The following is an 11,655-nucleotide window of genomic DNA, read 5'->3' as shown; positions in this document are numbered from 1 at the left end:
TACTGTGGTACGTTCGGCTCCATTTTTCCTGATAGACAACTTATGCCATGATACATCTAAACAATATACATAAGCAGTACGGCTCCCAGGTTCTGTTCCAGGATGCCAGCCTACAGATCCTTCCAAAAACCCGAACCGGTCTTGTTGGTGCCAACGGGGCCGGTAAGACATCTGTCTTTCGCCTCATCACCGGCGAAGAAGAGTCCGATAAAGGTGACATCGCCTGCTCCAGGAAAACGGTCATCGGTTACTTTTCCCAGGATGTTGGAGAAATGTCCGGTCGTTCAATACTGGATGAAATCATGTCCGCCGCCGGTGAAGTAATGGATATGGCACAGCAGATGCGCGAAATGGAAGTCCAGATGAGCCAGCCAATGGACGATGACGCCTTGGCCAATTTGCTTGAAAAGTATGGCACAATAACTGAGATATTTGAGCACCGCGGCGGCTATGACCTGGAATCCCGTGCCAAAGCAATCCTGAGCGGTCTTGGTTTTTCTGAAGAGGACTTCTCCTTACCGGTCGAGACCTACAGCGGCGGCTGGAAAATGCGGATCGCCCTGGCGAAGATCCTTACCATAAACCCGGATGTACTACTGCTCGATGAACCGACAAACCATCTCGATATCGAATCCATCCTCTGGCTTGAAGAGTGGTTGTCAAACGAATACAAAGGGGCCCTGTTGATGACTTGCCATGATCGAGATTTCATGAACAGGATCGTCTCCAGGGTCATTGAAATAGCCAATGGCCAGGCAACGACGTACAACGGAAACTATGATTTTTACCTGCGGGAGAGGGAAATTCGTCGCGAACAACTGCAGGCAAGCTATCGCCGCCAACAGGAAATGCTGGCCAAGGAAGAAGAGTTTATAGCCAAATTTGCAGCCCGGGTATCCCATGCTGCCCAGGTTCAGTCCCGCATCAAGAAACTGGAGAAGATCGAGAGAATTGTATTGCCGCCGGAACAGAAAGTAATGAAGTTTGACTTCCCTGTTCCTCCTCGAAGCGGTGACGATGTTCTCCATCTTAAAGAGCTCAAAAAATCCTGGAAGACCGTCAATGGGGATATCAAACCTGTATTCAGTGGTCTCAACGGAACCATCAGGCGACTTGAGAAAATTGCCCTGGTGGGAGTCAACGGAGCAGGAAAATCCACCCTGCTTAAAGTTATTACAGGTCAAGCAGAGGCAACCTCCGGAGAGGTTGTCATGGGTGCCGGCGTCAACACCGGCTACTTCAGCCAACACTCCATGGATATCCTCAACCCCGACCATACCGTGTTTGAGGCAGTACAGGAGGTCCTGCCGCTTGAGAATATCGGTGTTATTCGTAATCTCTGCGCCGCTTTCCTGTTTCAGGGCGATGATGTTGATAAGCGAATAGCCAACCTCTCCGGCGGGGAAAAAAGTCGCGTTGTGCTGGCAAAACTGCTTTCCCTGCCCCTTAATTTCCTGGTACTAGATGAGCCGACCAACCATCTCGATATCCTTTCACGGGAAGTACTCCTCAAAGCTCTCCAGAACTTTTCAGGCACCGTACTCCTTGTCAGCCACGACCGCCATTTCCTCCGCTCACTCGCCAACAGGGTATTTGAGATAGACCACGGGGAGATGCGTATCTATGAGGGCGATTACGACTACTACCTGCGCCAGGCTGCAAGCAGCTCATACACGAACTAATACACGACAATAGTCACACACCCTAAAAAAAAACCGAGCGGTCAGCTACCTATCGACCGAATTATCACTGGAATATTATGATTGAAGCTTCAAACATTGCACTAGCATACGGTAAACGCATTATTTTTAAAGATGTTAATATTAAATTCACCCCCGGTAATTGTTACGGTCTTATCGGCGCCAACGGGGCCGGTAAATCGACCTTCCTGAAAATCCTCTCCGGCCAGTTCGAACCTGACAGCGGCGAAGTCTTTGTTAGCGGAAAACAGCGTATTGCAGTCTTAAGCCAGGATCAATTTGCCTTTGACGAGTGCACAGTTGCTGAAACCGTACTCATGGCTCATGCCCGGCTACATGAAATCATGGCGGAACGTGAGGCTCTCTACGCAAAAACCGAATTCACCGAAGAAGACGGTATCCGCAGTGGTGAACTCGAGGCAGAATTCGCCGAGATGAACGGATATGAAGTTGAATCCGAAGCCGCTGTTCTGCTGAGTGGCCTTGGCATTGGCGAAGAACTCCGTGACAAGAAAATGAAGGAGCTCGAAGGCGGCGAAAAGGTTCGCGTCCTGCTTGCCCAGGCACTCTTTGGGAACCCGGATATCCTTCTGCTTGACGAACCGACAAACAACCTGGACCGAAAATCCATCATCTGGCTCGAAGGTTTTCTGGAGCGCTTCCAGAATACTGTTATTATCGTCTCTCATGACAGGCATTTCCTCAACCAGGTTTGCACCCACATGGCGGATATTGACTACAGCCAGATAAAGGTATATGCGGGGAATTATGATTTCTGGTACCAGGCAAGTGAATTGATACAACAACAGAGGCAGGATGCCGGACGCAAATCCGATGCCAAGGCGAAAGAGCTCAAAGAGTTTATCGCCAGGTTCTCCTCCAATGCGTCCAAGGCTAGACAGGCCACTTCGAGAAAAAAACTGCTCGACAAATTGGAAATGGAAGATATGCCCGCCTCCTCCCGCAAATACCCCTACATACTCTTTAAGGCAGGACGACCTTGTGGCGATGTTATTCTGGAAATCAAGAACCTGACCAAAGATATCGATGGACACCGTGTGCTCGATAACTTTTCCCTGGAAGTGAACAAAGGTGAAAAAATCGGTTTTGTCGGTACAAACAGTGTAGCGATTACGACCCTTTTCCAGATACTGGCTGGCGAAATGGAACCGGACGGCGGCAGTTTTCGTTGGGGCCTCACCATGTCTACCTCTTATTTCCCTAAAGAAAGCAGCTCTTTTTTCAGCAATGACAAGACCCTGGTCGACTGGCTTGGAGAATACACACCACCAACTGAAGGAGAAAGCTACGCCAGGGGGTTCCTGGGTAAAATGTTGTTCTCCGGGGATGAAGCATTGAAAAAAACCAGCGTACTTTCCGGTGGTGAAAAAGTCCGCTGCATGCTCTCAAGAATGATGTTAAGCGATGCTAATGCACTCATCCTGGATGAACCCACCAACCACCTGGACCTTGAGTCCATCACCTCACTGAATAATGGCCTGAAAGCCTTTCCGGAGGTTGTCCTGTTTTCGTCCCATGATCATCAACTTATGGCCACGGTCGCAAGCCGGATAATTGAAATCACCCCCAATGGGGTGCTCGACAAGATGCTCCCCTATGATGATTACCTCACTGACCCAGGCGTCATCGCACAAAAAGAGCAGCTTGGTGTTACCGTTCCGAACTAGTTTCCAAGCTAAAACTAGGCGTTTCGAAGTCGACGCTTCTCTGGTCCAGATCGAAGCATGTGACATAGCCAGTCTAAACAACAAGATTATTTTTTGCACCAACTTGCAAATGACGGAAATATTTACAACCCGCGTCCGGGACATAATAAGCTCCATCCCCCCTGGCCGGGTCATGACATACGGCCTTGTTGCTTCCCGTGCAGGCAACAGGTCCGGTGCCCGTCAGGTGGCCCGCATCCTCCATTCCAGCTCTGAAAAATACGACCTCCCCTGGCACCGGGTGATGAACCGGGATGGGAAAATCTCATTACCTCGTGGCGGCGGGTATGAACAGCAAAAAGAACTGCTTGAACAAGAAGGCATAGTCTTTGGGGGAAATGGCTGCATAGATCTTGAGGAGTATCTCTGGCCGGCAAACAATTGCTTCTAACTGGTTGTTGGAAGTACTCAACTATTTACCTGACAACATCTCCATCAACTTATCAAAATCCCTGCTGTCAATACGTCTCAGTCCGCTGGATCGTGCTGCCTGCACCATCTCTTCATAGTGTACGGCAGAAATCGAACCGGACAACTCATGAAACTCCAAGGCCTTGCCGCAGGGGTGATACTGGTCCATTATATTCGTATAACAATTGGCTGATACCTGTTGAGCAAGAAATCGGAAAATCTCCCTCGATTCCGCCATCCCTGAAGGCATGAGGAGGTGCCGAACCAACAGCCCCCGTTCGGCAACGCCATTCTTATCCACGACCAGATCGCCGACCTGTTTTTGCATCTCAATAATTGCTGAGCGTGCAACTTCGGGATAATCAGGAGCCTGCATGAAAGCCGCTGAAGTTTCACCATCCCAGAATTTGAAATCGGGCATGAAGATGTCCACAACACCGTCAAGCAAGTGGAGCGTATCCAGTTTGTCATACCCACCACTGTTGTAGACAAGGGGTACAGTAAGGCCTTCGTCGATGGCGTAGACAAGTGCCCAAAGCAATTGGGGAACAATATGACTGGGAGTGACAAGATTGATATTGTGGCATCCCTGCCGCTGCAGATCGGTCATCAAGCGGGCGAGAGTCTTTGCATCAACCGGTGAGCAAGTCCCCTCCTCCGGATGGCTGATATCGTAATTCTGACAAAACACACACAGCAGGTTACAACCGCAGAAGAAAATTGTCCCTGAACCGTTCCGTCCGACCAATGGTGCCTCTTCCCCAAAATGAGGACCGAAACTTGCCACTTCTGCGTACTTTCCAACTCCGCAAAATCCACGCTCATCTGCCGTCCGGTCCACACCGCAATTGCGAGGACAAATGCTGCAACTGGAAAGAAGTTCCAACCCTTGTTCGGCTCGCTTGACTAATTCACCCGACTTCGACAATTTCAGATATGAAGGTTGCATTGCCCCATTCTCGACAAAAAAGACCAAGGTGGTATAATCGGGCCACCGCGAACGGGGCCAGTATACAAGACTACCCTATTATAGCACATTTCTCACTAGCCAGGCGAAACCGACATGAAAGACATCGATCTCAGAAGCGACACCGTCACCCGTCCCACTCCCGGTATGTTCGAATGCATGATGAAAGCGAAAGTCGGGGACGATGTGTACGGGGATGACCCCAGCATCAACAAACTCCAGAAATTTGCGGCTGATATGTTTGGGTTTGAGGAGGCACTTTTTGCCTGTAGCGGCACCCAGGCAAACTTTGTCGGACTGCTCGCCCACTGTCAACGTGGAGATGAATATATCGTTGGCCAGACAGCCCATACCTATAAATACGAAGGCGGAGGGGCCGCAGTATTCGGATCCATCCAGCCACAGCCCGTTGAATTTAAAGAAGATGGAACCCTTGACCTGGAGGAGGTGCGCTCAAAAATTAAGCCGGACGACTTCCATTTTGCCCGAACCCGATTGCTCTGCCTCGAAAACACCCAGAACGGTCAGGCATTACCACTCGATTACTTTAAGCAAGCCTGTGAATTCGCCAGAACCAGCAATCTTAAGCTGCATCTGGACGGAGCCCGACTGATGAACGCTGCGGTGAAAAAACAGGTGGCCCCAAGGGAGATAACCCGCTACTTTGACTCTGTTTCTATTTGCCTCTCGAAAGGGTTGGGAGCGCCGGTCGGTTCTATACTGTGCGGATCATCTGAATTTATCGCCCGCGCACGCAGGTGGCGAAAGGTAGCCGGTGGCGGTATGCGCCAGGCTGGTATCCTTGCTGCAGCAGGCCAGTACGCCTTGCAACATAACATCGAGCGACTGGCTGAAGACCACAGTAATGCCGAAACTCTCGCCAAAGCACTGGCTGACATAGAAGAACTACAGATTGAATACAGCGAGAGTCAAACAAATATGGTTTTTGCCACTGTGCCCTCAAGAGATGCGGAACCACTCGGCAATTTCCTGAAATCAAGAGGGATACTTATTAGCGCTGGTTCATCATTACGCCTTGTAACTCACCTGGATGTGGATAAAGCGGATATTGAGAAAACCGTCTCCGCGATGCGGGACTACTTTGCTTCCTCCAGATAGCAATTGCACCAGGGGTGGTCTTGAGCTTTCAGCAGCTATCACATATGATTTTTTTATCGAATCATCAGGAATGCAAGGCCGACAAGACATTTGACCGATCTGGTTTTCATCCTGACAACTCAGTATTCTGTTCAAAGCCGAAGCGCGACTGCAATTTTTACAACAAGCATTTAGTTTATAATCTGAGGATCACAATTTAAGTCGCAACGATAAGCCCGGAGAGGTAATTGAAGACTCACGAAAGGTAGTTTTAGGGCAGAATTTTTTCCCCACGGGACGTCACTCACATGCATAAACAAATTCTGATACTATTCACAGCTGTCTCTTTCCTGCTCTTGCCGGGTTGTGCCCAGAAACTGCCTGTGTCGGGAGGGCAGGCTGGCGGGATCATGGCTTTTCCGATGAAAGCAGAGCTGAACAGTGGAAAAGAATTTACTTGTTACTACGCCATTGCGGGCAAAGTCCCTCAACCATTTGAAATCAAGATTTATCCAATGGCAGGCCGAGATTTCATTATCTCTGATATTTTGACACCAGGAACCTATGAAATAGACACCTGGATCACCTACGCGACTCCAACGACAGGAGTAAGCACGTCATTTAACAAAAAAGAGGATAACCTCCAGGAACCTGTGTATATAACAGTAAAAGACGGCGAGATTACCATGGCTTCCGAAAGACTCGAAATTGTGAGGTCCAGCTCTGTGCAAGAGAGCTTCAGCCAGAGCTTCGAGTGGATACGACTGAATAAAGCCGAGGTGCAAACCTATAAAAACAAGTTAAAATCCCTTGAAAACGGTGGGCTCTGGCAAATACATATTGAGTCAGACAAACCCAAGATTACGACATAAACTGACTCCTACAGAGCAACTCACTGGACGGTTTGCACCACACGTTGGAACAAACCCTTTTCTTACTGTATATCGGTCATCGCCAGTTTCAGTCCCAAGAAAGCAAAGAGCGTCCCGTTTATACGCAACAACCACTGAGAACACCGTTTTGAGCTGCGCATCCTGCTGCTTACTTTTGAAGCCGCCAGGGCAACGACCAGGCACCATAAGGTTCCTGTGGTCATAAAGGTAACAGTGAGCACCAAGAAGGCCAGCGGCTTATTTGCCGCTGCAGGTGAAATAAACTGCGGAATAAAGGCCAGGAAGAACAGGGCCACTTTCGGATTGAGGATATTAGTCACAGCTCCCTGGCGATAAATCCTGAAAAAAGAGTTGTGATCCTGAATACGGATTTCCGTATCTGCCAGCTGGGAAGCGGTCCTGAACATCTGTACCGCCTGATACAGCAAATAACAACAGCCAAGAAGTTTCAAGGCCAGGAACGCCTTTGACGAGACTGCAAGTATGGCTGACAGGCCGAAACAGCCGAGCACACCGTGCACCATGCCACCACTGGTAATCCCAAGCACAGCCGCGACCCCTGCCAGTCGCCCCTGGCTGACGCTGCGCCCGATTATGTACATGGTATCCGGCCCCGGATACAAGTTCAGCATCAGGCAGGCGGTAACGAACATATAAAAATTTCCTATTCCCAGTGCTTCCATATATTCATTTCCCCCTTACTCGCTCACCGCGCAGACAGAAGCCGACCCATCAAGGTCCTGCCGTGCAATATGACTTTCTATGATGTCGGCCATCCAGGCCTGCTTCTTGGTACTCGTGTCCGCTGACCAGAGCCAGTGGAGTGACGTATCGAAATTTGCATCAAGGCAGAAATCCCGTTGTACGGAGGGTGAACGCAAAATCGTAACAATCTCTTCCGTTGTAGGTAGCCTCCACGTTGATTTCCCCTGAAACTTTTGATCATTAATATAGCGGATGTATTCCTGCGCCTGCTGCCAATCCACTGTAAATCCGGAACCTGAACGCTGCCAGTACAAATGGGTCACCGGATCATATACAACCATTGGATCACACACCTCCAGCTGGTGCGTAAAAAAATCTCTAGGTCGAAACAACTCATCCAGCCCAAGCGCATTTCGGATATCCTTGTACAGTAACCGGGTAGGTTTGGAACGGGGTGTTACCCTTATCCTGTCGAGGGTTTCACGCTCCGTCATCAGGGGAATGGTACATTGGCCTTGATGATGATTTTTCCAGCCGGAATAGAGCTCCTCCAACGCGACACGCATCTCAAGTGCGCTGTCGAATCTCTTTTCCGGTTGCTTACTAAGACTGCGCAATACAAAACGATCCCAGTCTTCATCAAGATCCGGATTATAGGTACTGGGAGCAAGGATTCCTCCCGATTTAAGCTCGGCCAATCGGCCGGTAAGCATCCTGTACAGCATCACACCAATACTAAACAGATCGGCGCGGCCGTCGACCTGTTCAGGATCCCTGATCTGCTCTGGTGCCGTATAATAAGGGGAGCCAACCTGCATACCCGGAATCGTCACGGCTTCCTCACCGCGAACACGTGATAATCCAAAGTCGATGAGTTTTACCCGGTCGTCACTGGTAATCATCATATTATACGGTTTTATATCCCTATGGACAATTCCGGCAAAGTGCAGTCGTTCAAGGCCCTTGAGGGCCTGGCTGATATAGAGGCTGGTCCGGGGCACACTGACGATGCGTGATTCCTGCTCTACTTTATACGCCTCCCCGATAAAATCACCCAGTGAGTGGGAGAAGTATTCGAGCACAATAAATGGAACCTCGTCGTGAAGGTCGCAGTCGATGACCTTGGCAACATGATCGTGGCTGATCCGCCCCATGATCCGAGCCTCCTCCAGGAAGATTTCACGCAACCTCTTCCGGCCAACCAGATCCTCGAAAATATCATCACGGGGTTTCAAAATTTTGAGAGCCACCACCCTGCCGGTAATGGGAGCGCGAGCCTTATAGACCGTGCTCATGCCTCCACGGCCGAGCCGACCGCATATTTCATATCTTCCAGCGCTGTTCATCGTCCCCTTTGCAAAATGTTCCCTGGCAGTCCAATGTGCCTACCTCAGGCGGATTGCGTAGGCCTCAGGAAACCCTCGTTGCAGGATCTTCTGCGCCGTGACCGAAACCTCATAGGTCAGTGCCCGCACCTCAATAGAAGACATCACGGTATTCCACAGAATATATTTGGCCTTGTTATTGCCGTCCCGCGGCTGACCGACACTGCCGGCGTTGATTATGTATTTTTTCTCCGGATCAAGCAAGGTAACTCCTTCCCTCAATCGTTCACGAATAACCTTGTTGTGATGTTCTGAAACCAGAGTCAGCTTATGTGTATGCCCAACAAAAATGAACGACTCCTCCGAAGTCGATAAACATTTCAGAACCTCATCGTCACTTAACATGTGCAGATACTTCAGTACCGAATCAGGAGGGCAACCGTGAACAAATCGAGCGTTTTCCAGGATAACAGAGCGGGACAACCGAAAGCAATAATCGAGACTTTGCTGAGACAACAGGGTTTCGGTCACTTCATTGTTTTCCTGAGCCTGAAAATTCATCCAGCTTCTGTCACTTTTCCTGAACAAGGCTGATTCATGATTACCAAGAAGCGAAATAAAGCCATAATTAATAACCCGCCTGACCACCGCCTCAGGATCTGGCCCATAACCTATGAAATCGCCAAGACAGACAACTGAATCGGGACACTGTATCTCAAGATCGGAAAGGACAGCTTCCAACGCCTCGAGATTTCCATGAATATCAGAGAGTATCGCTATTTTCATATCTTGCTCTATCTCCTTTTTTCTTGGCTACGACTCCTTTTTAGCCTCCAGTTCATCCCAGCGCTCATACAAATCCTCGACCCGTGCCTTGAGCTCTTCAAGCTGTTGCCAGCATTCGGCAAGTTGAGACGAATCAGCTACAACCTCCGGGGATTCCATCCGGGCCTGCAACTCTTCGATCCCCAACTCACCCTCTGTAATCCGTTCTTCCATGGTGTCGTATTCCCGCTGATCCATATAGGAAAGACGACCCGGTTTTTTACCTGAACTCTTTTTTGACTTCGGTTTTTCCTTTTTATTCGTTTCCTGCAGAGAGTCACTGGTCTTTAGGTCATCCAGCCACTGGGTATAATCGGCATAATAAGCAACTCCGCCTTTACCATCAAAACCGATAAGGTTGTCGCATACCCTATCCAGCAAAAATCGATCGTGAGTGACAAGCACCAGAGCCCCTGGAAAATCGAGTAAACTCTCCTCCAGCATATTCAGAGATGGAATGTCCAGGTCATTTGTCGGCTCATCAAGCAAGAGGATATCCGCTGGCCGTTTCATCAGATTTGCCAGCAAAATTCTCGCCTGTTCCCCACCTGAAAGTTGGGCTACCGGAGTTTCCAGCTGATCCACATTAAACAGGAATTTCTTTGCCCAGCTTACCACATGGAGTGATCTACCCTGAAAAACTACCGAGTCACCCTCTGGTGAGAGGGCACGTTTTAAGGTGACAGTCGGGTCAATCTGTTCGCGATTCTGGTCGAAGCTGGCTATCTGGACGTTATCGGCCTTGCGGATGCTACCTGAGTCGGGTCCTGAACTGTTGTCGTCTCCCCCCGCAGCCAGAATTTTCATCAGCGTCGATTTACCACAGCCATTTCTGCCAAGCAACCCCAGACGACTTCCAGGAGTCAACAGGATATCGAGATCCGAAAACAGGTTCTGCCCGTCATACCCCATTGTCAGCCCTACTGCTTCGAGCAGTTTCTTGGTCTTCCGGCCGGTGGAATCAAAATCGAGCTGGACAGATCCTCCGGCCCGGTTTCGTGTTTTCACCTCAGTCAATTGATCCTGCAAACGGTACGCTTCATCAATTCGGTACCGGGCCTTCGTGGTTCGGGCCTTCGGCCCCCTCCTGAGCCATTCTGTTTCCCTGCGCACCTTATTAGAGAGTCGAACTTCATTTTCGGCCTGAAGCTGGATGACTTTCTCGCGCTCTTCCAGAAACTGGGAATAGTTGCCGTTAACTTCGAAAGACCCCGACGGATAGGAAGCAGACAGTTCTATGATCCTGTTGGTACAGTTTTCTAAAAACCTACGGTCGTGGCTGACAAGCAAAAAGGCCTTGGGCCCTTCGTGTAATCCTGACTTCAGTAATTCCTCAAGCCACAGGATCCCCTCGATATCAAGGTGGTTGGTTGGCTCATCCATCACCAGTACGTCAGGTCCTGTCAACAGGGAACGACAAATGGCCAGACGCTTTCTCCAGCCACCGGACAGTTTTGCAACCGGCACGTCGATATCCTCAAATTCGGCCCTGCTCAAAAGCGAACGAACCCGGTGTAATCTTTCGGTCGAATCGAAGTCACTGCCTTCCAGAGCCTGCAGGAGATTATCTGCACAACTTCGCTCATCATCAAAATGATCGGCCTGAGCGAGATAACTGAGCCGTACGTGCTTTTGCAGAAGGATTGTCCCCTCATCCTGCTCTTCCAACCCACAGACAATTTTCAACAAGGTTGATTTACCCGACCCGTTCGGTCCGATCAGGCCAATTTTATCCCCACCGGATACAACAAGATCCACTCCGTTGAAAAGCGACTGGGCACCAAACGATTTTGCCAGGGAACGACACGTTACAAGATTTGCCATAATACGTTATCAATATAAATAATTACTGCTTAAAACAGTATCGTAAACCGAAAATTGGAGATGACTACGCCCCCAAACAGTATAATCCTCATTGAGATTCAATTCCTAAAACCCTATTATAACGTCTTGTTAGCAATCCAAAACAAGCACTAAAACTACCTTTTATATTGATTAATTTGG

General features: G+C 49.4%; 10 protein-coding genes. 5 read left to right on the top strand and 5 right to left on the bottom strand.

The window, feature by feature from the left end:
* Positions 1–47: 47 nt before the first annotated feature.
* The 3 genes from GA520_RS03345 to GA520_RS03335 all read left to right on the top strand — a co-directional run bounded on the left by GA520_RS03345 (position 48) and on the right by GA520_RS03335 (position 3,818).
* Positions 48–1,682, top strand: a complete 1,635-nt coding sequence (locus GA520_RS03345; protein ID WP_163338096.1) for an ABC-F family ATP-binding cassette domain-containing protein — start codon at positions 48–50, stop codon at positions 1,680–1,682.
* Positions 1,683–1,759: 77 nt separating this feature from the next.
* Complete coding sequence (locus tag GA520_RS03340) at positions 1,760–3,388, top strand: ABC-F family ATP-binding cassette domain-containing protein (protein ID WP_163338097.1); 1,629 nt, start codon at positions 1,760–1,762, stop codon at positions 3,386–3,388.
* 109 nt (positions 3,389–3,497) lie between these two features.
* Entirely contained in the window at positions 3,498–3,818 is a 321-nt protein-coding gene (locus GA520_RS03335; RefSeq protein WP_163338098.1) for an MGMT family protein, read from the top strand.
* A 21-nt stretch (positions 3,819–3,839) separates the two neighbouring features.
* Here GA520_RS03335 and GA520_RS03330 read toward each other — a convergent pair whose 3' ends face one another.
* On the bottom strand, positions 3,840–4,787 hold the full coding sequence (locus GA520_RS03330; protein ID WP_163338099.1) for a radical SAM protein: 948 nt from the start codon (positions 4,785–4,787) through the stop codon (positions 3,840–3,842).
* A gap of 114 nt (positions 4,788–4,901) precedes the next feature.
* Between GA520_RS03330 and ltaE the strand changes: the two genes are divergently transcribed.
* Entirely contained in the window at positions 4,902–5,924 is a 1,023-nt protein-coding gene (gene ltaE / locus GA520_RS03325) for a low-specificity L-threonine aldolase (RefSeq protein WP_163338100.1), read from the top strand.
* Positions 5,925–6,211: 287 nt separating this feature from the next.
* Positions 6,212–6,775: a hypothetical protein gene (locus GA520_RS03320; protein WP_163338101.1), complete on the top strand. Its 564-nt coding sequence runs from the start codon at positions 6,212–6,214 to the stop codon at positions 6,773–6,775.
* 62 nt (positions 6,776–6,837) lie between these two features.
* Here the strand turns inward: GA520_RS03320 and GA520_RS03315 are convergent, their stop codons facing one another.
* The 4 genes from GA520_RS03315 to GA520_RS03300 all read right to left on the bottom strand — a co-directional run bounded on the left by GA520_RS03315 (position 6,838) and on the right by GA520_RS03300 (position 11,475).
* Positions 6,838–7,479 carry a LysE family translocator gene (locus GA520_RS03315; RefSeq protein ID WP_163338102.1) on the bottom strand — a complete coding sequence of 214 codons (642 nt, stop codon included), beginning with the start codon at positions 7,477–7,479 and terminating at the stop codon, positions 6,838–6,840.
* A gap of 15 nt (positions 7,480–7,494) precedes the next feature.
* Positions 7,495–8,796 (bottom strand): protein kinase, encoded by a 1,302-nt coding sequence (locus GA520_RS03310; protein WP_163338103.1) that lies wholly within the window; start codon positions 8,794–8,796, stop codon positions 7,495–7,497.
* 90 nt (positions 8,797–8,886) lie between these two features.
* Complete coding sequence (locus GA520_RS03305) at positions 8,887–9,612, bottom strand: metallophosphoesterase (RefSeq protein ID WP_163338104.1); 726 nt, start codon at positions 9,610–9,612, stop codon at positions 8,887–8,889.
* Positions 9,613–9,639: 27 nt separating this feature from the next.
* On the bottom strand, positions 9,640–11,475 hold the full coding sequence (locus GA520_RS03300; RefSeq protein ID WP_163338105.1) for an ABC-F family ATP-binding cassette domain-containing protein: 1,836 nt from the start codon (positions 11,473–11,475) through the stop codon (positions 9,640–9,642).
* Between the last annotated feature and the right edge of the window lie 180 nt (positions 11,476–11,655).

This window comes from Desulfopila sp. IMCC35008 (assembly GCF_010646885.2).
Classification (GTDB): domain Bacteria; phylum Desulfobacterota; class Desulfobulbia; order Desulfobulbales; family Desulfocapsaceae; genus Desulfopila.
Note: the sequence above shows the minus strand (reverse complement) of the source record. Positions and strands in the feature narration are given on the sequence as shown.

Coding starts and splice junctions, on each gene's coding strand:
- GA520_RS03345 (WP_163338096.1), top strand. CDS start 48: ATGATACATCTAAACAATATACATAAGCAGTACGGCTCCCAGGTTCTG.
- GA520_RS03340 (WP_163338097.1), top strand. CDS start 1,760: ATGATTGAAGCTTCAAACATTGCACTAGCATACGGTAAACGCATTATT.
- GA520_RS03335 (WP_163338098.1), top strand. CDS start 3,498: ATGACGGAAATATTTACAACCCGCGTCCGGGACATAATAAGCTCCATC.
- GA520_RS03330 (WP_163338099.1), bottom strand. CDS start 4,787: ATGCAACCTTCATATCTGAAATTGTCGAAGTCGGGTGAATTAGTCAAG.
- ltaE (WP_163338100.1), top strand. CDS start 4,902: ATGAAAGACATCGATCTCAGAAGCGACACCGTCACCCGTCCCACTCCC.
- GA520_RS03320 (WP_163338101.1), top strand. CDS start 6,212: ATGCATAAACAAATTCTGATACTATTCACAGCTGTCTCTTTCCTGCTC.
- GA520_RS03315 (WP_163338102.1), bottom strand. CDS start 7,479: ATGGAAGCACTGGGAATAGGAAATTTTTATATGTTCGTTACCGCCTGC.
- GA520_RS03310 (WP_163338103.1), bottom strand. CDS start 8,796: ATGAGCACGGTCTATAAGGCTCGCGCTCCCATTACCGGCAGGGTGGTG.
- GA520_RS03305 (WP_163338104.1), bottom strand. CDS start 9,612: ATGAAAATAGCGATACTCTCTGATATTCATGGAAATCTCGAGGCGTTG.
- GA520_RS03300 (WP_163338105.1), bottom strand. CDS start 11,475: ATGGCAAATCTTGTAACGTGTCGTTCCCTGGCAAAATCGTTTGGTGCC.